General features: G+C 70.6%; 17 protein-coding genes. 6 read left to right on the top strand and 11 right to left on the bottom strand.

The features are described from left to right. The gene (locus EDF28_RS09955) at positions 1 to 1,224 is read left to right on the top strand and encodes an alpha/beta fold hydrolase (RefSeq protein WP_165918834.1); all 1,224 of its coding nucleotides are present in this window, start codon (positions 1 to 3) and stop codon (positions 1,222 to 1,224) included. 128 nt (positions 1,225 to 1,352) lie between these two features. Here EDF28_RS09955 and EDF28_RS09950 read toward each other — a convergent pair whose 3' ends face one another. From EDF28_RS09950 to EDF28_RS09925, 6 genes are all read right to left on the bottom strand, one after another. Further along, complete coding sequence (locus tag EDF28_RS09950; protein WP_123938164.1) at positions 1,353 to 1,712, bottom strand: hypothetical protein; 360 nt, start codon at positions 1,710 to 1,712, stop codon at positions 1,353 to 1,355. A 199-nt stretch (positions 1,713 to 1,911) separates the two neighbouring features. Beyond that, positions 1,912 to 2,361: a hypothetical protein gene (locus EDF28_RS09945; RefSeq protein WP_123938163.1), complete on the bottom strand. Its 450-nt coding sequence runs from the start codon at positions 2,359 to 2,361 to the stop codon at positions 1,912 to 1,914. A gap of 274 nt (positions 2,362 to 2,635) precedes the next feature. Then, the gene (locus EDF28_RS09940) at positions 2,636 to 3,055 is read right to left on the bottom strand and encodes a DUF6188 family protein (RefSeq protein ID WP_123938162.1); all 420 of its coding nucleotides are present in this window, start codon (positions 3,053 to 3,055) and stop codon (positions 2,636 to 2,638) included. Next, a complete protein-coding gene (locus tag EDF28_RS09935; protein WP_123938161.1) occupies positions 3,043 to 8,418 on the bottom strand; it encodes a DUF6531 domain-containing protein in 5,376 nt (1,791 codons plus the stop codon). The genes EDF28_RS09940 and EDF28_RS09935 overlap by 13 nt, the downstream gene beginning before the upstream one ends. 144 nt (positions 8,419 to 8,562) lie before the next feature. Next, the gene (locus tag EDF28_RS09930; RefSeq protein ID WP_123938160.1) at positions 8,563 to 9,021 is read right to left on the bottom strand and encodes a SufE family protein; all 459 of its coding nucleotides are present in this window, start codon (positions 9,019 to 9,021) and stop codon (positions 8,563 to 8,565) included. Continuing rightward, positions 9,018 to 9,923, bottom strand: coding sequence for a sulfurtransferase (locus EDF28_RS09925; protein WP_123292706.1), 906 nt, complete (start codon positions 9,921 to 9,923; stop codon positions 9,018 to 9,020). The genes EDF28_RS09930 and EDF28_RS09925 overlap by 4 nt, the downstream gene beginning before the upstream one ends. A gap of 136 nt (positions 9,924 to 10,059) precedes the next feature. Here EDF28_RS09925 and zapE point away from each other — a divergent pair, with 136 nt between their 5' ends. The 3 genes from zapE to EDF28_RS09910 all read left to right on the top strand — a co-directional run bounded on the left by zapE (position 10,060) and on the right by EDF28_RS09910 (position 13,353). After that, positions 10,060 to 11,079, top strand: coding sequence for a cell division protein ZapE (gene zapE, locus EDF28_RS09920; protein ID WP_123292707.1), 1,020 nt, complete (start codon positions 10,060 to 10,062; stop codon positions 11,077 to 11,079). A gap of 205 nt (positions 11,080 to 11,284) precedes the next feature. Further along, complete coding sequence (locus tag EDF28_RS09915) at positions 11,285 to 12,559, top strand: ammonium transporter (RefSeq protein WP_111086361.1); 1,275 nt, start codon at positions 11,285 to 11,287, stop codon at positions 12,557 to 12,559. Between the two features lie 143 nt (positions 12,560 to 12,702). Then, complete coding sequence (locus EDF28_RS09910) at positions 12,703 to 13,353, top strand: tyrosine-protein phosphatase (RefSeq protein ID WP_123938159.1); 651 nt, start codon at positions 12,703 to 12,705, stop codon at positions 13,351 to 13,353. Positions 13,354 to 13,492: 139 nt separating this feature from the next. Here EDF28_RS09910 and EDF28_RS09905 read toward each other — a convergent pair whose 3' ends face one another. Beyond that, positions 13,493 to 14,464, bottom strand: coding sequence for an aldo/keto reductase (locus tag EDF28_RS09905; protein WP_123938158.1), 972 nt, complete (start codon positions 14,462 to 14,464; stop codon positions 13,493 to 13,495). A gap of 145 nt (positions 14,465 to 14,609) precedes the next feature. Here EDF28_RS09905 and EDF28_RS09900 point away from each other — a divergent pair, with 145 nt between their 5' ends. Continuing rightward, positions 14,610 to 15,578, top strand: coding sequence for a beta-ketoacyl-ACP synthase 3 (locus tag EDF28_RS09900; protein ID WP_123938157.1), 969 nt, complete (start codon positions 14,610 to 14,612; stop codon positions 15,576 to 15,578). Between the two features lie 58 nt (positions 15,579 to 15,636). On the opposite strand, the gene EDF28_RS09895 is transcribed toward EDF28_RS09900, so the two are convergent. Beyond that, entirely contained in the window at positions 15,637 to 16,566 is a 930-nt protein-coding gene (locus tag EDF28_RS09895) for a hypothetical protein (protein ID WP_185094204.1), read from the bottom strand. A 38-nt stretch (positions 16,567 to 16,604) separates the two neighbouring features. Between EDF28_RS09895 and EDF28_RS09890 the strand changes: the two genes are divergently transcribed. Next, positions 16,605 to 17,234, top strand: a complete 630-nt coding sequence (locus EDF28_RS09890; protein WP_123938156.1) for a hypothetical protein — start codon at positions 16,605 to 16,607, stop codon at positions 17,232 to 17,234. Between the two features lie 35 nt (positions 17,235 to 17,269). On the opposite strand, the gene EDF28_RS09885 is transcribed toward EDF28_RS09890, so the two are convergent. The 3 genes from EDF28_RS09885 to flgL all read right to left on the bottom strand — a co-directional run bounded on the left by EDF28_RS09885 (position 17,270) and on the right by flgL (position 19,947). Next, positions 17,270 to 18,229, bottom strand: a complete 960-nt coding sequence (locus tag EDF28_RS09885) for a hypothetical protein (RefSeq protein WP_123938155.1) — start codon at positions 18,227 to 18,229, stop codon at positions 17,270 to 17,272. Between the two features lie 471 nt (positions 18,230 to 18,700). Beyond that, the gene (gene fliW, locus EDF28_RS09880; RefSeq protein WP_111086356.1) at positions 18,701 to 19,069 is read right to left on the bottom strand and encodes a flagellar assembly protein FliW; all 369 of its coding nucleotides are present in this window, start codon (positions 19,067 to 19,069) and stop codon (positions 18,701 to 18,703) included. Then, positions 19,066 to 19,947, bottom strand: a complete 882-nt coding sequence (flgL, locus tag EDF28_RS09875; protein WP_123938154.1) for a flagellar hook-associated protein FlgL — start codon at positions 19,945 to 19,947, stop codon at positions 19,066 to 19,068. Before flgL ends, fliW begins: the two co-directional genes overlap by 4 nt.

Here is a 19,947-nt window from a genome sequence, read left to right as displayed (position 1 = left end):
ATGTCCCGATCCGCGCGACCCGCCGAGGACGCCGTCCAGGAGACCGCACGATCGGCCGGCTTCATCGCCCTCGGTGCCGGTCTGGCCGCCGCCGCGGTGGGGACGGCCGTCATCGGTGGCTTCGTCGCCGCCGTCGCCCGCGCCGTCGTCACCCCGGACCGCAAGCGCACCGAACGCGTCCCGATCCACGCCGTCGACCCGGTCCGGATGACGGTGACCATCGAGCGGACCGCCGACACCGAGCTGCAGGGTCGCTACTCGCTCTGGTTCGGCGCCGGCACCGGGCACATGCGCGTCGGCGAGGTCCTCGGCACCACCGAGACCACGGTCACGCGCCGCATCATCGCGATCGACGCCGGCGACCCGACCGCTGCACGCCGCGGTCGCTGGGGCGGCTGGTTCTACCTGACCCCCGGCGAGCTCGACGTGCCCGTCGAGGACATCGACATCCCCACCCCGAACGGCCCCGCACCGGCCTGGGTCGTCCGTGCCGACGACCCGGACGCCCCGTGGGCCGTCCTGGTGCACGGCCGCGGTGTCACCCGCGCCGAGACCATCCGCGCCGTCCCCGTCTTCCGCGCCGCCGGCTACTCGGTCGTGCTCGCCTCGTGGCGGAACGACGGCGTCGCACCACCGAGCGTCGACGGCCGCTACGGCCTCGGCAGCACCGAGTGGGAGGACATCGACTCCGTCCTCCGGTGGCTCAGTGCGCAGAACGCGCAGAGCGTCGTGCTCATGGGCTGGTCGATGGGCGGTGCCGTCGTGCTGCAGACCCTGTTGCGCTCACGCTTCGCCGGACTCGTCGACGGCGTGGTGCTCGAGTCGCCCGTGGTCGACTGGCACGCGGTGCTCAAGTCCCAGAGTCAGTTGATGGGGTTGCCGCGGCCGGTTCGCGAGGTCGCTCAGCGTCTGCTCCGCACCCCGGTGCTGCACCGGCTCGCCGGCCTGCAGCAGCCGGTCGACCTGCGCGAGCTCGACATGGTCACCCGGTCCGCCGAGCTGACGGTGCCGATCCTCCTGCTGCACAGCGACGACGACGGGTTCGTGCCGTCCTCGGCCTCGCACGACCTCGCACGCGCCCGACCCGACCTGGTACGGCTCGAGGTGCAGACCACGGCCCGGCACACCAAGCTCTGGAACCACGACGCCGACTGGTTCGACGCCCGCATCCTCGCGTGGCTCACCGAGGTGGTCCAGCGTCGCGGGGCGGCCAGCGCGCGGTAGACGCAGGGACAGACGGACGGGAGGCCCGTGGCGGATCCGCCACGGGCCTCCCGTCTGCCCTTGCGTCCGTTCGGTCGCATAGTGAGCAGAAATGGTCGGATCACCGTCGCGCACTCGACCCTTTCTGCTCACGAAGCGGCCGGTGTGGCACTCGTTCCGTTCGTCGTCTGCTGGCGAGGCCCGACCTCCTCGAGACGAGTCGCCGGTCGGCCGGGCTGCGCTGGGCCGTGCGTCCGGTCGAAGGCATCGCTCATCGTCGTGAGCGGCGGTCGGACCGTCACGGTCCATTCGCCGCTGTCGAACGCGTCGATGCGGACGACCAGGTTCGTCTCGTCGGTCAGGTCCGTGCCAGGGAGGTACCCGAGGAACTCGCCGTCGATGAGCTGCCAGATGCTGTCGGCGATGTCCGTCGCCTCGGCTTGGTTGAGGATGAGCCCTGGGTCCTCCGCCGTGTTGACACGGCGTTCGAGGGGGAGCGCCTCGACCAAATGGTCAGGGGACGTGACGGCGGACAGCGTCGTGAGGACCCAGACGAGCTCGGTTGAATCGAGGCCTGGTGTCTCGCGCCCTGGCGTTTCGAGCCCTAGTGTTTCGAGCCCGCGAAGAACTGCACGAGGTCGGGTAACGCGACGTGATCAGCGGGGATCGTGTGCGTGACCATCCCCAGGTCGCTCGGCACTGTCGTGGTCATCCGTTCTCCTCGGTCGTTCCTGTCTGGGGCGAGAGCCCGCCGACGCTCATGGCGGCGAGGACGTCGATCCTGCCGGGCGTGAACGCGGTGATCGCGACCGCGGCGTCAGCCTGCACGGTGCAGAACCCCGGCTGCTCGCTACCGAGCGGCACAAGCGCACGTGCGAACCCGTCGAGTCCACGGACGTCGAAGCCCTTCTCGGCGGCCATCGTGTACTTCGTCAGGAACGTCCGTGCCGTCGACAGCGCGCCCTGCTCGAAGATGCGGACCCGCTCCTCGGACCGACACTGCGATGCCACCTCGAGCGCCAGTTCCACCCCCGGGGCGTTCGACACACGGAGGCGCGCGCACAGCTCCTCGACGGTGATGTGGACGAGACCGACGAATCGGTCGATCGCCGTGGCCGCCACGAGCGTTCGATCCGTCGCGAAGAGCACCACGGTCACCAGTTCATCGCCGTGCTCGACCTGACAGATCAGGACGTCCTCCTCCCCGAGGGCTTCGAGTGGGTCGATGAACGGTACGAGGTTCGGCTCCTGCTTCGAGTAGGTCCGCCGGATGGAGCTCCACAGTCGAATCGTTGGTGACCGCTCGGAGATGGCCGATCGAGATGTCCGGGGGTGCGTCCGTCACCGTCGGATCTCCGCCGACGATGGGTTGTGTCGGTTCCGGACCTCGTCTGGTCGAGGCATCTGGCTGCGCGGCCATCCTCAGCTCAGCTCAACCGCGCTCGATCGGAGTGCCGTCACCAGGTATCGAGATGAACAGGTTGCCACCTCCGAGAGCGGTCGCTCTGACCGGTGGCGTCTCAGGGCCGGAGTAATGCCACGATTCGTAATCGTCGTCCGGTTCTGCTCGAAGAGTCGTTCCCGATGAGAATGTGATTTCGAGCGCACTTTCGTCGATCCGAGCTCCCGTGACGTTCTGTGTGTGGAGATGGAGAGCGGGGAGCAGGGAATCCTTGTCTTCCGGATCCACCGAGACCGTCACACCATCCGTATCCCTGATCGCGAAGGTGGTCTCGAACGAGACCATGCTCCGGTTCGAGAACGCGAGGGTGAGCCTGAAGTCGATCCAGATGAGGTCGACAGTCTCGCCGACGAGTGCGAGGTGAACGTCATTTGCGGTCAGTTCGGCCATCCGAGGTACTCTCCCTGGTGCTCACTGGGAACATGGCTGTCCGGCTTTGAGCCGGGCTTCCCCGTTCGGGGATCGAGCCATTGCCCGTAGTCGTTGCTGTAACGGCTGTAGCCGTTCGGATACCGTTCGGTGGGTTCCATCACCCGGATCATGTTGGCATCGTCGTGCATGCCCGGGTTCGCTGCAGAAGCAGGATCTTGCGCAACGAGCCCTCGGTTGGTCCGAGCCGGTCCGATGTCCCAACCAGCAGGGATGTCGTAGGCCGTCCCCTGTGGCGTCACGACGAACGTCTTCCCGCTCGACGGGAGGACGTTGACAGGCGGGGTCGGCGCGAGGTCGTCCAACTTGTTCACCGCGGTCGGCAGGTGCACCTTCGACATCGTGCCGCCGGTGGCCGCCGACGTCGCGGCACCTTCGGCCGCGTTCCGGAGCAGACCACCCGGGGTCACCGGCTGGCCACTCACCGCGTAGTTCGCGACGTTCTCGACCGCTCCTTCTGCCGCGTTCCCGAGCAGGTGTTTCCCGATCAGGGCTCCGGCACCACCGCCGACGGCACCGAAGGCCCCGCTGACGGCCACCTGGCCCCAGTTCACCTCGCCGGTGGTGGCCTTCTGGATGATGGTGTCGGCACCGGCGCTGATGAGCATCGCGCCGACCGGACCGCCGACACCGGTGGCGACGAGCACACCGCCCGCAACGACCATCGCGCCGCCGGCGACGTACTCCCAGTTGTCCGCGAACCAGTCACCGGTGGCCGCGGCGGCCCGGGCGAGCGGACCCTGTTCGGCCGCCGCGTAGGCCTCCAGTTCCGCGTCGGTAACGGGCGCGAGACCGAGCGGGTCGATGGCGTGCAGCGGATCGTTGCCGGCGAACGAGTAGGGGTTGCCCGCCCAGGCTGCTCCGGCGGGCGCGGTGACCGGGTCGATGGACAGGAAGCCGCGCGACGACGAGTCGTAGGCGCGGGCACCCATCCACTCCAAGCCGGCGACCTGCAGCGAACCGTCGGCGCCGAGGGCGATCCCGCCGGGCAGGCCGGAGCCGCCGAGGTCGAGGAGCGTCTGCCACGGGTCGGCGTCGTCGGCTGCTCTCGTGGTGCGCCGACCGCTGGTTGCCCACCCGTCGCCCACCCCCGTGAGACCACCGGGAGCGCGGACGACCGGGGTGTCGCCGACAGCGAGGAGCGTCGGCGCGAACGCGGCGGTGTCCCAGTCGATCGGGACGCCGTCGACATCGGCGAGTTCACCGAGGGCGTCGACGTGCAGGTCGGTCGTGGTGCTGCCCGCCGCGGTGGTCTCCGCCACCCCGGTGAGGTGACCCTGCGGGGCCCAGCGGTACGTGGTCGCGACGCCGTCCGTTCGGACCGTCTGGATCCGTCGACCTGCGCCGTCGTAGGCGTACTCCGCCTCGGGCGCCCCGTCCGGAGCGTCGACCCTGGTCAGCTGTCCGGCGGCGTCGTACGAGAACCGTCGGGCCCCGGAGTCCGTTCGTTCCTCGACCAGGCGACCTGCTGCGTCGTAGACCCAGCCCGTGCGACTGCCGTCCTGGACGGACGCCACCAGCTGCGCGGCATCGTCGTGCTCGTAGGTGGTGCTCCCGCCGGGTCCGTCGACCCGGGTGATGCGCCCGTCGGCGTCGCGCCCGATGGTGCTGAGGTGCGTGCCGTCCGAGTCGATGCGCGCGTGCCGGACGACGTGTCCGTTCGCGTACTCCCAGGTCTGCAACTGATCGCCGGCGCGGGCCTGCAGGAGCTGGCCTGCCGGGTCGTGTTCGTACCGGACCTCGCCGAAGACCGAGTGCTCGACCCGGACGAGCCGTCCGGTGGCGTCGTGCGTGTACCGGGTCGTGGACCCGTCGGGGGACTGCACCGAGGTGCGGAGCCCGTCGGCATCGTTGGTCCACCGCGTTTCCCGGGCGCCGGTCGAGCGTCGGACGAGCTGCCCCAGCCGGCTGAACTCGAGGACGTGGGCAGTGGGGGAGTCCGGACGGGTCTCATCGGTGATCGTCACCGTGCGGGCGCGGGCATCGCGGTCGATGCGGCCGATCAGACGGTCGCCGGCGTACTGCGCGGATTCCCGACCGGCTGCGTCGTACTCCCACCGCAGCACGGTGCCGTCCGGGTCGGTCTGGGTGAGCTGTCGTCCGGCGGGGTCGTAGGTCGCCGTCGTCGTGCGCCCGAGCTGATCGGTGGACGAGGCCACGTTGTCGAGCTGCGTGTACGTCCGGACGGTCACGCCACCCAGCGGATCGACGGTGCGGACGAGGCGTCCACGCTGGTCGTGCTCGTAGCGGGTGGTGCCGCCGAGCCCGTTCACCGCAGCGACGAGCTGTCCTGCGGCGTCGTACCGGAAGGTCCGCTGGCCGAAGCGGGTGTCCCGCGCCGAGACCACGCGACCGACCCGGTCGTACCGGTACCGGACGGTGCCGACCCCGGGGACGTCGGCGTGGACGACCCGGCCCTGGCGGTCGTACTCGGTGCGTGCGACCTCGCCGGTCGGCAGGGTGCGCGCGACGACCCGCGAATCGGCGTCGTAGGTCAGCGTGGTGCGTGCGCCGGCGGGATCGATCGCGGAGACCGGTCGGCCGCACGCGTCGTACTCGTACCGGGTGGTGCGGCCCGCCGGGGTGGTGACGGCGACGACGCGTCCGGCGAGGTCACGTTCGATGCGGGCGAGGCCACCGTTCGCGTCGACGAGCTCGACCGGTCGGCCGCACGCGTCGTACGTCGTCAGCTCAGCAGAGGAATCCGCGTGCTCGAGCCGGGTCGGACGCCCGAACTCGTCGGTCGTCACGGACACGGCGTCGAAGGCGTCGCGGACCGTGGAGACGCCGTCCGCGCGCGAGCGCCCGACCTCAGTGCGGACACCGGTCGGGTCGACGGTGGCGCCGAGGGCTCCGACCGCGTCGTACTCCCGCTCCCAGGTGCCACCGGCCGGGTCGACCACGGCTTCGAGCCGGGAGAGCGCGTCGTGCACGAACGCCCACTCGGCACCGTCGGGCAGGGTCATCGTCGACACGTTGCCGAACGCGTCGAAGTCCTTCGCGACGACGCGACCGAGGGGGTCCGTGGTGGAGACGACCTCGCCGTGTGGACCGTAGGTGACTTCCGTGCGGGCACCGGTCGGGTCGATCGTCGCCGTGACCCGACCGCCGTCGCCGTGCTCGAACCGCCACAGTCCCCCGTCCGGGTCCTCGCGCGCGGTAAGCAGCCCGGCGGCGTCGTAGCGGTACCGGGTCCGGTTGCCGAGCGGCGTGACGGCCTCGACGATCCTGCCTCCGGCGTCGCGCATCAGACGTGCGGTGTCGCCGACGGCGTTCTCGACGCCGACGAGCTCACCGGACGCGTCGTGGTGGAACGTGACGACGACGCCCGTCGGATCGGTGGTGCGGACGAGCACGCCGTCCCGCCACTCGAGCAGCGTGCGACCGCCGACAGGGTCGATGACGACGGACGGGTTCCGGTCGTCGCCCGTGTACCCGTACTCGACGACCCCACCGTTCGCGGTGACCACCGTGGTCATGCGGTCCTGCTCGTCGTACCCGAAGGTCAGATCGGCGCCCTCCGGCGTCACGGTCCGGACCCGACGCCCGCGGTCGTCGTACCCGTGGACGGTCACCTGACCATCGCGCTCGGTCACCGAGACGAGGTTGCCGTGCGGGTCGTACGACATCGACTGGCGCTGCCCGTCGGTGTCGATGATCCCGACGACGCGGCCCTTCCGGTCGGCGATCCAGGTGTTCGCGTGGACCCCGTCGATGTCGGAGACCGAGGTGACCCGACCCGGCAGGTACGAGAACCGGACCCGTCGACCGAACGGTGTGCGCTGCTCGACGACCCGGCCGCGGTCGTCGTAGGTGTTCTCGCACTCGACGACTCCCGTCGCAGCGGTCACCCGGTCGATCAGGCCGTCCGCGTTCCAGCGGTACCGGCGACTGCCGACGGCGTCGGTCGCCCGGACCAGCCGGCGGCCCTCGTCGTAGTGGTACTCGACGCGGCGCCCGTCCGACGCCGTCGCGGACGCCACCCGGTCGCCGCTGTACTCGATGTCGACGAACCGCCCGAACACGTGCGCGAGCCGCGTGATCCGATCGTGCTCGTCGCGTCGCACGGTCACGGCGGTGCCCGCTCCACGCGCACTGCTCAGCCACAGTCCGGACGGCGTGAACGCCCACCGGCCGCCGGCGTTGTCCCGCACGACGAGCGAGTCCTGCTCGGCCCGGAGCCACAGGTCCTCGCCGACGCCGCGGCTCCACCCGTCCCCCTGCCGTGGGAAGTCGACCTGCCGGCCGTCGTCCAGCACGACCGAGGCGGCCTCGTCGCTGACCTCGAGCCGGATGTCGAGGATGGAGGACCACCCGAGTCCGAACACCCCGACGCGGCCGTCGAGTGAGTTGTACATGCGGGTGAGCCGGAGCGACGCGGCCTGCCCCGCGAAGGACAGGTCGGTCTCGGGCTCGAGGAAGTTGCCGGTGGCCGTGTTGACCGGGTCGTCGGCGAACCCGTTGGTCGGGGGCGTCCCCATCGCCGAGAACGGCCCGATGGTGAAGTCGTCGCGACCTGCGTCGATCCCCGCCGAGGACAGCGCGGCCGCGATCGCCGCGTCCGACAGCGTCGCAGGCCCGGCACCGCCACCGGCGGCCTCGAACTGCGCTGCGACGGTGCCCGCCCAGTCGGCGTCCTTCCCGTTCGCCGTGAGCCAGTCGTTCACCGCGGTCAGCAGCGACTGGGCGTTCAGGGTGCCCCAGCACGGGTTGCACTCGGCCTCGTAGTCGCTCAGGGCGTTCCGGAACGTCGAGACGGCGCCGGACAGATCGGCGTCGAGCGTCCGGGTGGTCGCCTCGAAGGAGCGGAGGTCCGCGGGGACGGCGGACGACGTCCCACCGCTGGTCCCGCCGCCCGCCGGGAACTCCCGCCCCGTGACGCTGACCTCGTCCGCCTGCAGTCGTGGCTCCGGCTCGGGCTCCGGAGGCTTCGGGTCGTCGCCCCCGCCGAACCACGTCGAGACCTCGTGCCCGGCGGCGACGAGGAAGTTCTCCTCGCGTTCACGCTTGCGGGCGTCCCACGCCTTCGCCTGCTTCCGCCGGTCGTCCTCGTCCTTCGCGGCGTCGCGCAGCTGCTGCACGAACCCCGACAGGCTCTGCAGCGACTCGACGAGCTTCGTCGCGCTGCGCGAGGCGATGTCGGCGTTGTCCGCGAAGACCTCGGAGAAGTAGCCCCGGAACTCCGCACGCGCAGTCGTCACCGATGACGACCGCGACCCGGACTGGCCGTCGATCGACGACGCGAGCGCCGTCGAAGCCGACTTGAGTGCATCCGCCGCGCTGTACGAGTAGCCGGTCGGATCGTTCCCGTGGATCTTCGCCATCGTCATTCCCCCCTGGTGCTGACCGCACCATCCTGGCACGGATCCGGACTGAAATTCCAGAGGACGGCATGCGTGCCGAGGGGAGATGGACGGGAGGCCCGTGGCGGATCCGCCACGGGCCTCCCGTCCGCTTTCCGGTCGCGTCTACGACACCGCAGCCTGCACCTGACGCTGCACGCGTCCGAGCATGCCCACCATGCCGCGGATCCGCAGCGGGCTGACCGCCTCGGACAGGCCGATGGTCAGCGGGTAGTCCGCCGGCACGGCGAGCACCTGCGCTGCCGTCAGGCCGCTCAGGCCCTGCGCGAGGATGGAGGCGAAGCCGCGCGTGGTCGGCGCCTCGCGCGGCGCGGTCGCGTGCATGCGGACGACGTCGAGTGCGTCGCCGTCCTCGCCCACGGTCACCGTGATGAACACGGGGGACTGGCACTCCTCGACCCGTTCGAGTTCGTCCTCGTGCCCCTGCAGCCGTTCGGGCAGCGCGGGCAGCTCGTTCGAGAACTCGAGGAGGAGCTGCAGGCGGTCCTTCTGGCCCAGGGCGAGGAAGTCGTCGCGGATCTCGGCGAGGGTGGCGGGGAGGGTGGCCTCGGTGCTGTCGTTCATCGGTTCGGAACTGTACCCGGCTCCGCGCCCTGCACGATCGGGACGCGGACGGCGCTGCCCCACTCGGTCCACGAGCCGTCGTAGTTGCGGACGCTGTCGTAGCCGAGCAGGTGCTGGAGGACGAACCAGGTGTGGCTCGACCGCTCGCCGATGCGGCAGTACGCGATGACCTCGTCCGCATCGCCGATGCCGGCGCCCTCGCGGTAGATGGCGTCGAGTTCGGCGCGCGGCTTGAAGGTGCCGTCCGGTGCGGCGGCGGTCGCCCACGGGATGTTCACCGCGGTGGGGACGTGGCCGCCGCGCAGCGCACCCTCTTCCGGGTAGTCGGGCGCGGTGGTGCGGGAACCGTCGTACTCGCCCGGGCTGCGCACGTCGATGAGGGGCTTGCCGAGGTGGGCGAGCACGTCGTCCTTGTAGGCGCGGATCTCGGTGTCGATCCGGTCGACGACCGGGTACTCGGCCGGCGTGACGACGGTCTCGTCGGTGGTGAGGGCGCGGTCCTCGGCGATCCACTTCGCGCGGCCACCGTCGAGCAGGCGGACGTCCTCGTGGCCGAACAGCGAGAAGACCCAGAGGGCGTACGCGGCCCACCAGTTGTTCTTGTCGCCGTAGACCACGACGGTGGTCTCGCGGCCGATGCCCTTGCTGCCGAGCAGCTCGGCGAACGCCTCGCCGTCGATGTAGTCGCGCTGCACCGGGTCGTTGAGGTCGGTGTGCCAGTCGATCTTGACCGCGCCGGGGATGTGTCCGGTCTCGTAGAGCAGGACGTCCTCGTCGGACTCGACGACGACCAGGTCGGGGGTGTGGGCGTCCAGTTGTTCCTGCAGCCACTCGGTGGAGACGAGACGCTCCGGGTGGGCGTAGGCGGTGAACTTCTCGGACGGGTCGACCGGTGCGGTCATGGTGGGCTACCTCCAGGTGGTCATCCGGCACCGGACTAGGATCGGTCGTCGGTGCCTGTGGGCAACGGTACGCGGACGTACCGTGCCCCAGCCGCAACGTGACACCGCACGACTTGCTTCCCGGAAGGGTCCCTGATTGTCCACGAACACCGCGCCAGCGCACCTCGTCGACCGTGACCCCCAGGTGACCCCGCAGCAGATGGCCGCGGCACTCGTGCCACCGCCCCAGTTCGCGGCCGCCTCGTTCGACTCGTACCGGCCCGACCCGGACTACGCCTCGCAGGCCGACGTGCGCGACGCCGTCGCCGCGTTCGTCGCGGCCGGGCCGACCGACGCGCCACGTCGCGGGCTGTTCGGCCGCCGCAAGCAGTCGGTCGAGCCCGCCGCGAAGTCGGGCGTCTACCTGGACGGCGGGTTCGGGGTCGGCAAGACCCACCTACTCGCCGCGGCGTACCACGCGGCCTCCGGGCGGAAGACGTTCGGCACGTTCATCGAGTACACGGCCCTGGTCGGCGCGCTCGGGTTCCAGGGCACGGTCGACCTGCTGCGCGGGACCGCGCTGGTCTGCATCGACGAGTTCGAGCTCGACGACCCGGGCGACACCATGGTCATGACCCGCCTGATCAAGGAGCTGAGCGAGACCGGCACCCGGTTCGCCGCCACCTCGAACACGCCTCCCGGCGCGCTCGGAGAGGGCCGGTTCGCGGCCCAGGACTTCCTGCGGGAGATCCAGGCGATGTCCGACCGGTTCGACACCATGCGGATCGACGGGCTCGACTACCGCCGCCGCGCGGTCGACGAATCGGCCGGCGTGGTGTCCGACGTGGCCGCGGCGCTGCCGGCCGGCACCGTCACGCTCGACGACTTCTCGGCCGTGGTCGCGCACCTCGGCTCGGTGCACCCGTCGAAGTACGTCGCGCTCGTCGAGGACCTCGACGCCGTCGGGCTCACCGACGTCCGGGCCTTCACGGACCAGACCGACGCGCTCCGGTGGGTGGCGCTCGTCGACCGGCTGTACGACGCCCAGGTCCGGATCGTGGCCTCGGGCACGCCGCTCGACCAGGTGTACCCCGACGCCATGCTCGACGGCGGCTACCGCAAGAAGTACCTGCGCGCAGCGAGCCGTGTCGTGGCCCTGAGCCGCGCCCAGGACTGACCCGCACCGTCCGGGGCATCCGCTGACCGGTCGGTGCACCCCCTGTCCAGGGGGCATCGGGCCGTGCGAAACACGACGTTTACAAACCGCGCCGTCGCGTTACATCCGCGAAACACATCGTGCCCCCTCGTGAAACGTCACCTCGCCAGACTCGGTGTCACCCGAGGCGGTCCAAGAGCCGCTCGTGCAATCGAGAGGTGAACAGATGCTTGATCAGGGCAACACGACGTTCGTGTTGGTCATGGCGGCGCTGGTGTTGTTCATGACACCCGGCCTGGCCTTCTTCTACGGCGGTTTGGTGAAGGCCAAGTCCGTCATCAGCATGATGATGATGTCGTTCGGTGCGATCGCACTCGTGAGCGTCCTGTGGGTGCTCTACGGCTACGCGATCGCCTTCGCCAACCACGGGGACGGCACGGCGGTCTCCGGTGTCGTCGGGTTCTTCAGCATCGACTGGAACCAGATCGGCCTCGGCCAGGCCTTCGAGGAGGCGCAGTCCTCGAACATCCAGGCCGCGTACCCGTCGATGGCGTTCGTCGGCTTCCAGGCCACCTTCGCGATCATCACGGTCGCGCTCATCTCCGGCGCCATCGCCGACCGCGCCAAGTTCGGCGCCTGGATGGTCTTCGCGGGCATCTGGGTCACCGTCGTCTACTTCCCCGTCGCCTCGTGGGTCTTCAACCTGACCTCGGGTTGGGCTGCCACGTGGGGCGTCATCGACTTCGCCGGTGGCACCGCGGTACACATCAACGCCGGTGCAGCAGGTCTCGCCCTGGCGCTCGTCCTCGGCAAGCGCGTCGGCTTCGCCAAGGGTGCGCACAAGCCGCACAACCCGCCCTTCGTCCTGCTCGGCGCCGCCATCCTGTGGTTCGGCTGGTTCGGCTTCAACGCCGGCTCCGAGGGCGCCGCTGACGGCATCGCCGCGATCGCCTGGGTCAACACCCTCGCCGCACCGGCCGCCGCCATCCTCGGCTGGCTGCTCGTCGAGAAGCTCAAGGACGGCAAGGCCACGTCGGTCGGCGCCGCCTCGGGTGCCGTCACCGGTCTCGTCGCGATCACCCCGGCATGTGCCAACCTGACCCCGGGTTGGGGCATCCTGCTCGGGTTCGTCGCCGGCATCATCTGCTGCTTCGCCATCGACTGGAAGTACCGTCTCGGCTTCGATGACTCGCTCGACGTCGTCGGCGTCCACCTGGTCGGCGGCATCGTCGGCACGCTGTACCTCGGCTTCTTCGCCAACGACACCGGCCTGATCTACTCCGGCTCGTTCGAGCAGCTCGGCAAGCAGGCCACCGCGGCCCTGGCCGTCGGCATCTACTCCTTCGTCCTGGCGTTCGTCATCGGCTTCCTCATCGAGAAGACGATCGGCTTCCGCGTCAAGACCGAGGACGAGGTCGCCGGCATCGACACCGCGGTCCACGGCGAAGAGGGCTACGTCCTCTACGAGCAGACCGACGACTCGCCGGTCTCGGTCCGCTAGCCAGCAGACACCAGCTCCACCAGCACCACCCGAACGACGACGGGCCCCGCGCACACAGCAAGCGCGGGGCCCGTCGTCGTGCGGTCCGGCGTCTGTCGTCTTGCGTCTGTCGTCTGTCGTCTGTCGTCTGGCAGGGTTGGGGTATGACGACGACGTCGACCCTCACCAACCTGCGCGAGGTCGGGGGACCGGGCCTGCAGGACAGCCGACCCCGCACCGTGTACCGCGCCAACACCGAACACGTCGGTGCCGACGCCTACCCGCACGGACTCGCGGCCGTGGTCGACCTGCGCCGTGACGACGAGGTCGCCCGCGTCCCTCACCCGCTCGGCACCACCGACGGCTACCGGCTCGTCCCGCTGTTCGACCCGTCGACCGTCGAGTCCGGCGGCCAGGCCGTGCAGCTCGAAGAGCAGTACATCGACTGGCTCGAGCGCCACCGCACCGGGATCGCCGCCGCCTTCCGTGCGATCGCCCGGTCCGACGGCGACGTACTCGTCTGCTGTTCCGCCGGCAAGGACCGCACCGGCGTCGTCAGCGGACTGCTCGCCCGGCTCTGGGGCGCATCGATCGAGGCCGTCGGCGACGACTACGCCGCGAGCGCTGCCGGGCTGGCGGACCGGTTCGCCGCAGAGCGTGCGGTCAGCACGGACCCCGAGGCGACCGCTGTCGCGCAACGGTGCGTGCCGGAGACCATGACCACCGTGATCCGGCACGTCGAGGCGCGGTGGGGCAGTGTCACCGCGTACCTGCGCTGGGCCGGGCTGGCGGACGCGGAGATCGCAGCGCTCTGACGGGCGTGCGTCGTCCTGGCGACTTGCCACGGGCAGTGGTCGCAACGGCGGACGGGAGGCACGGTGCGCGTCCGACGCGCACCGTGCCTCCCGTCCGTGGTCCTGATCGCGGGCCGTGGTCCCGGCCCGTTCCGTCAGCTCACCAGGCGTAGTCCTCCGGTGAGGTCTTGTGCCCCGGGAAGATCTCGTCGAGCCGGTCCAGCGCACGCTGGTCCAGGCGGATGTCGACGGCGCGGACCGCGGACTCCCACTGCTCCATCGTGCGGGGGCCGGTGATCGGCGCGGTCACACCGGGCTGGTGGAGGAGCCACGCGAGGGCGAGCTCGCCGGGCGTGTGGCCGAGCTCCTCGGCGAACGACTCGTAGGCGGTGAGCTGGTCGCGGTGCCCCTCGACGTACTCGGCGCTCCGACCCGACAGACGGCGGGAGCCGTTCTCGGTCTTCTCGATGACACCACCGAGCAGACCGCCCTGCAGCGGCGACCACGGGATGACGCCGAGGCCGTACTCGCGGGCGGCGGGCAGGACCTCGCGCTCGATGTCGCGCACCACGAGGTTGTAGATCGACTGCTCGCTCACCAGGCCGAAGGTGTGGCGGCGCTTCGCGGCCTCCTGCGCCTGGGCGATGTGCCATCCGGCGAAGTTCGACGACCCGACGTACAGGACCTTGCCCTGCTGCACGGCGACGTCGATCGCCTGCCAGATCTCGTCCCACGGGGTCGCACGGTCGACGTGGTGGAACTGGTACAGGTCGATGTGGTCCGTCTGCAGACGCTGCAGGCTGGCGTCGAGCGACTGACGGATGTTGACGGCGCTGAGCTTGCCGCCGTTCGGCCAGTCGATCATGTCGCCGTAGACCTTGGTCGCCAGGACCGTCTTCTCGCGACGGCCGCCGCCCTTCGCGAACCAGCGGCCGATGATCTCCTCGGTGGCGCCCTTGCCCACCGAGCCGCCGTAGCCGTTGGCGGTGTCGAAGAAGTTGACGCCGAGCTCGTGGGCCCGGTCCATGATGGCGTGCGAGTCGTCTTCAGTGGTCTCCGGGCCGAAGTTCATCGTGCCGAGCACTGCTCGTGAAACCGACAGCCCTGTCCGTCCGAGGTGTGTGTAGTCCATGACTCCGGTCTACGCGGTCCGAGGGGCACCCTGCCAGGCCCTGGGAGTACCGGTTCTGCATGCTGGGGTGCATCGTTCTGCATGGTGCGTGGCTGCATGCCGTCCGGGGCATGTCCGCGCTTCGGGGAGGAGTACCGTGACGACGGTGAACACCCCAGCACTCCGTGGCAGCCGGATCCTCGGGTTCGGTCACCACCAGCCCGAACGCATCCTGACCAACGACGAGCTCTCGACCATGGTCGACACCAACGACGAGTGGATCCGTACCCGGACCGGGATCCAGACCCGCCACATCGCCGGTCCGGACGACAGCGTCACGTCGATGGCGATCGAAGCGGGCCGCAACGCCCTCGCCGACGCCGGTGTGTCGCCCTCGGCCGTCGGACTCGTCATCGTCGCCTCCACCACGCACCAGGACCGTGCGCCGTACACCGCCGGTCGGGTCGCCGCCGCGCTCGGGATGACGAACGGCCCGGCGCCCATCGACATCAACACCGCGTGCAGCGGGTTCGAGTACGCGCTCGCCCTCGCCGACCAGTCGATCCGCGTCGGGTCCACCGACGTCGCGCTCGTCATCGGGTCCGAGACCCTCTCCGCCGTCGCCGACTGGACCGACCGGTCGACGTGCGTGCTCGTCGGCGACGGGGCCGGCGCCGCCGTGCTCGGCGCCGCCGACGTCCCCGAGATCGGGCCCGTCTCGTGGGGCAGCGTGCCGCACCTGCTCGACGCGGTGCGGGTCGAAGGAACGCCGGGCCGGTTCAACCAGGAGGGCCGATCGATCTACCGCTGGGCCATCACCGAGGCCGAGGGGCACGCCCGCAAGGTCGTCGAGGCCGCCGGGCTCACCATGGACGACATCGAGGTGTTCGCGTTCCACCAGGCGAATCTGCGGATCATCGAGCCGCTCGTCACCGCACTCGGCGGGGAGTCGAAGTTCGTCATCCGCGACGTCGTCGAGTCCGGGAACACCTCGGCCGCCAGCGTCCCGCTCGGGTTGTCGAAGGCGTGGGCGCGTGGCGACCTGCCCGAGGGCGTCCCCGCGCTGTTGTTCGGCTTCGGCGGCGGGTTCGCGCACGCCGGACAGGTCGTCAGGACGCCGGTGCGGTCGTTCTGATCGGGCCTCGGTCGTTCTGATCGGACGTCGGTCGTTCTGATCGGGCCTGCCGCCCGGCTCAGCGCTCGGGCGTCTCCGACCAGAGGTCCTCGTCCTTCGCCGAGCCGCGGCGCCAGCCGAGCTGCTTCTGCTGCTTGGGCTTGGGCTCCTTCAGCTGCTTGTCCTTGGGCTGCTTGTCCTTGGGTTGCTTGTCCTTCGGCTGCTTCTCGGGCTTCGCGGGCTTGGGCTCGAGGATGATCGGGAAGTGTGCCGACGGCGGCCCGAACCCGGTCCGCGAGGCCTGGATGACCTTCCGCCCGAGCGCGTGGTTGCCGAGCCCGCCGACGGCAGCGCCGATCCCGAACGGCAGTGCACGGCCGAGCACCGACGTCCCCTGACGCACTGCGAACCGCTTGATGAACTGGTCGCGGACCTGCCCGCCGAGGCCGTTGACGACCTGCTTCGGCAGGGACGAGGTCACCATCTCGCCCCAGAACGCCGTACGCGCCTGACCGCCGGCGATCTGCCCGCCGAGCTGCTTGATGAGCTGTGTGCCCGGAGTACCGAGGATCATCGCCATCACCAGGGTCCGTGCCCGTTCGGGGTCATCCAGGGCGATGCCGTGCACCTCGGTCACCGACTGGGCGAACAGCGCGGTGGTCTCGAGGAACCCGACCGTCTCCGCGCCGCTCAGCCCGAGGGCGGCCACCATCCCGACGCCCGGGATGACCGCACTCGCACCGACCGCTGCGCCACCGGTGGTGACCGCGGCGAGGTACTGCCGCTCGAGGATCTGGATGACCTCGGCGGGGGTGGCATCCGGCTTGCGTCGGCGGATCGCGTTGACGTGCGCCACGACCACCGGGCGCTGGACGCTGATGGCGCGGTCGAGCCACTTGACCCACCCACCGGGTTGTTGCGGCTGCGGGGTCCGGGAGTCGTCGGGCATGGGGGAGACCTGGGCGTTCGGCAGCGGCACGATCGCCTGGTCCTTCGGGGAGCGGGCCATGCGCTCACCGTACGCCGGGCATGTGGGAGGCTCGCTGGATGGACATCGACGGCGCGCCCGGTCCGGCTGACGACGCTCGTCGGGCCTCCGGGTTCCTGACGGTCGCCGAGGTGCGCGGCTTGCTGCCCGAGGTCGTGGTGCTCGACCCCGGCTCCGTGCTCGTCGGCGCGGACGTCACCCTTGCAGCCGGGGTGGTGCTCTACCCCGGAGCCGTACTCGAGACGCGTGCCGGGGGCTCGATCACCGTCGGGTCCGGCGCGCGGCTCGGTCCGGGCCAGGTCACCCTCGTCGCCACCGCGGCCCGGGTGATCATCGGTTCCGGTGCCGAACTGGGCCCGGGGCCCGTCACGATCACGGCGACCGGGGCGGACGTGCTCGTGGGGGACGGCGCTCGGTTGTCGGGCGGCTGCCTCGTCGAGGGCCCCGCCGAGCTCGGCGCCGGTGCCCAGGTGCTCGGGACGGTCGCCGTCCGCGACGCCGAGCTCGCAGCCGGGGGCGACCACCGCGAGCCCGACCCCGATCGCCGTGCCGGTGTGGTGAAGGGTGTCGGGCGGGTCCACGGCGTGCGGGTCGGTATCGGCGAAGTGATCGTCGGCGGTGGCGTGCCGAGTGCACCGCTCGTGATCGAACGGCAGCGCGAACACGACCCGGAGGCGCCGCGCCACTGACCCCGGCCGGCCCCTCGGAGCCGCTCGCCTGTTCGTCACCGGCATGGGACACCCGCCCGGCGGAGTGCTGCACGCACGCGGTCGGGCTGCATGAGGTCGGCCCACGACAACCGGACGACGAACCGGACCTCGGGGAACGAGCGGACGAAGTCCTCGCGACGCTTCTCCTGCCAGTGCGCCTCGGCGGTGCTCCGCCCCTCGAGCATCGTCGGGTCCTCGTACTTCGCGCGGCCGTCGACCTCGACCACGACGCCCTGATCGGGGAACCAGAAGTCCACGACGGCCGTCCCACCTCCGGTCCGTCGGAACTCGTGCTGCTGCACCGGCTCCGGCGCCCCGACCTGCCGGAAGCGCACCCGGCACACCGACTCCGCCGGCGACCCCGACAGCGCCGACCCCATCTCGATCGCCACCCCCGCCTTCTCGGACCCCTTGCGCTCGTGGGACGAGAGTTCGTCGCGGAGCATCTCCGGCAGGACCCGTCGCTCGCGCAGCGCCTGATCGATCATCGGAACGGCCTGGTCCAACGGTGCGGTGGCCGAGAGATCGACGAGCGTCCGGACCAACGACGTCACCGGCGCCCCGTCGATCTCGATCGGCACGGTCGGCGGCGTCCCTGCCCATCGTCCGCCGGAGTCGTCGATCGCATGCCCCGGCCTGACCCGGGCAAGCGCCGTGGTGTCCGGGCTGGTCAACCGAGGGTCGACGACCTCGACTCGGTCGGGAGCCGCTGCGGTGAAGGGCAGCCGGTGCACGGTTGCCGCGGAGGAGTGCGAGAACGCCCGGGGCAGTCCGACCGACGGGACCGTCGCCCGGACGAGCAGGAGCAGACGGTCTTCGCTCCGCAGCCCCTGTACGAGCGACGGATCGACCAGCACGCCGGGCCGGATCGAGGCAAGCGAGCCGCGATGCACGCGACGCTGGAGCGCACGCCGTTCAGCGCTCGGATGGTCGCCGGTGCGGATGAGGGGGATGGCCAGGACTCGGTCGTTCATGTCTCAACGATCGGCGGTGCGAGCCGACCACGTCGGTTCGGAGCGACGATCTGTGGGAAACGAGCCGGGCCTCCAGTCTGTGGAGGGATGAGGCGGACGCACGGCGCGACAACATCGATGTCGCACGACGTCGATGTTGTCGTCGGGCGGCGCGTGCAACTGTTGCACCCGCGCGGGTGCGACGAACTCGATGTCGTACGACATCGAGGACTTCGTTCGGGGTCGACCGGTGACAGGGTCCTGCGGGGGTCGGTGCCCCGGGCCGAGGGCGTACGCGTGTTCGAATCCGGACCGACGCCCGTGCAAGCTGCGACAACACCGATGTCGCACGACGTCGATGTTGTCGTCGGGCGGCGCGTGCAACTGTTGCACCCGCGCAGGTGCGACGAGCTCGATGTCGTACGACATCGAGGACGTCGTTCCGAGTCGACCAGCCAGGCAGCTCGTGCAGCCGACCAGCCCCCGCAGCACCTACGCCCGCGCGAGCTCCGCCCGCAGCGGCAGGTCCTGGTCCTCCAGGATGAGCTGCGCGCCCACGGCGGTCCGGGCGTTCACGACGATCGGCGCGAGCAGGTTGACGGTCGTCCCGGACGCGCCGGGGTTCGCCACCACGAGCAGCATCGCGTCGGCGGGGTCGGTCAGCTCGAGCCCAGCGGCCTGCTCGTCGGTGAGCTCGGGCGAGTACGACGGCAGGTGCACCGCGGCGTCGAGCACGAACAAGCGCGAGGAACCCCCGACGAGGGTGAACAGGCCCTCGGCGCCGTCCACCGGGGTCAGCGTGAAGACCGGTGCGGGGGACAGGCCGAACGGCGGGACGGCGAAGGTCAGGGAGATGCTCATCGGAGGTAGTCCATCAGGGTCGGCTGCAGGACCTTCGCGGTGACGGCGAGGGCTGCCTGGTAGTTGGTCTGCTGCACCTGCAGGTCGAGGACGGCCTTGGCGAGGTCGACGTCCTCGATGCCGGCGCGGCGGTTCTCGAGCGAGACGGCCGCGGTCTTCAGCGAGTCCTGGGCAGCGAGGGCGGTCGCGTGCCGGACACCGACGTCGGCCTGGGCGCCGCGGACGGCACCGAGCGCGCCGTCGACGTCGTTGATCCGCGCGTTCACGTTCACCCCGTTCTGCAGGTCGCTGACGATGGAGTCGAGCACCCCGAACACCGACGACGACCCGGTGCCGAAGACGTCGGCCCCGGCGGTGTCGACGCGCACGGTGGTGCCGTCGCCGATCCGGCGGGAGACGTCCGTGCCGGAGGCCGCCCACCCGGTCGCCGGGTCGTACGCGGCGGCGGCGGTCGAGGCGCCGGCGAAGACCGAGCGGGTGCCGTAGGTCGTGTTGGCCCGTGCCTCGAGGTCGGACTTCAGCGACTGGAACTGCGTGATGAAGGCGTCGCGATCGGTGTCGCTCATGGTGCCGGAGTTCGCCGCCTGCACGGTCAGGTCCCGCACGCTGTTCAGCACCGAGTAGACGCTGGACAGGGCGCTGTCGGTGGTCGCGAGCCAGGCCACGGCGTCGTTCGCGTTGCGCGTGTACTGCGCGGCGGCGGCCTGCTCCTTGCGCACCTGCATCGACGACGCGGTGCCGACCGGGTCGTCGGACGGCTTCTGGATCGCCTGCAGCGTGGTGGCCTGCTCGGTCAGCTGCGCCACGCGCGCCGCACCGGTCTGCAGCCGTGCCGAGGCCGCGGCCATCGACATCTGGGTGGTCACCCGGGTGATCAC

The sequence above is a fragment of the Curtobacterium sp. PhB137 genome, from assembly GCF_003814955.1.
Classification (GTDB): Bacteria; Actinomycetota; Actinomycetes; order Actinomycetales; family Microbacteriaceae; genus Curtobacterium.
The sequence above is the reverse complement of the archived record's forward strand: the minus strand, read 5'-3'. Positions and strand labels throughout refer to the sequence as shown.

What these genes read in the sequence shown, in the direction of transcription:
- EDF28_RS09930 (WP_123938160.1), bottom strand. Translation starts at nt 9,021, where the DNA reads ATGAACGACAGCACCGAGGCCACCCTCCCCGCCACCCTCGCCGAGATC.
- EDF28_RS09895 (WP_185094204.1), bottom strand. Translation starts at nt 16,566, where the DNA reads ATGGCCCGCTCCCCGAAGGACCAGGCGATCGTGCCGCTGCCGAACGCC.
- EDF28_RS09925 (WP_123292706.1), bottom strand. Translation starts at nt 9,923, where the DNA reads ATGACCGCACCGGTCGACCCGTCCGAGAAGTTCACCGCCTACGCCCAC.
- EDF28_RS09905 (WP_123938158.1), bottom strand. Translation starts at nt 14,464, where the DNA reads ATGGACTACACACACCTCGGACGGACAGGGCTGTCGGTTTCACGAGCA.
- EDF28_RS09885 (WP_123938155.1), bottom strand. Translation starts at nt 18,229, where the DNA reads ATGAACGACCGAGTCCTGGCCATCCCCCTCATCCGCACCGGCGACCAT.
- EDF28_RS09955 (WP_165918834.1), top strand. Translation starts at nt 1, where the DNA reads ATGTCCCGATCCGCGCGACCCGCCGAGGACGCCGTCCAGGAGACCGCA.
- EDF28_RS09940 (WP_123938162.1), bottom strand. Translation starts at nt 3,055, where the DNA reads ATGGCCGAACTGACCGCAAATGACGTTCACCTCGCACTCGTCGGCGAG.
- EDF28_RS09910 (WP_123938159.1), top strand. Translation starts at nt 12,703, where the DNA reads ATGACGACGACGTCGACCCTCACCAACCTGCGCGAGGTCGGGGGACCG.
- EDF28_RS09890 (WP_123938156.1), top strand. Translation starts at nt 16,605, where the DNA reads ATGGACATCGACGGCGCGCCCGGTCCGGCTGACGACGCTCGTCGGGCC.
- EDF28_RS09915 (WP_111086361.1), top strand. Translation starts at nt 11,285, where the DNA reads ATGCTTGATCAGGGCAACACGACGTTCGTGTTGGTCATGGCGGCGCTG.
- EDF28_RS09935 (WP_123938161.1), bottom strand. Translation starts at nt 8,418, where the DNA reads ATGGCGAAGATCCACGGGAACGATCCGACCGGCTACTCGTACAGCGCG.
- fliW (WP_111086356.1), bottom strand. Translation starts at nt 19,069, where the DNA reads ATGAGCATCTCCCTGACCTTCGCCGTCCCGCCGTTCGGCCTGTCCCCC.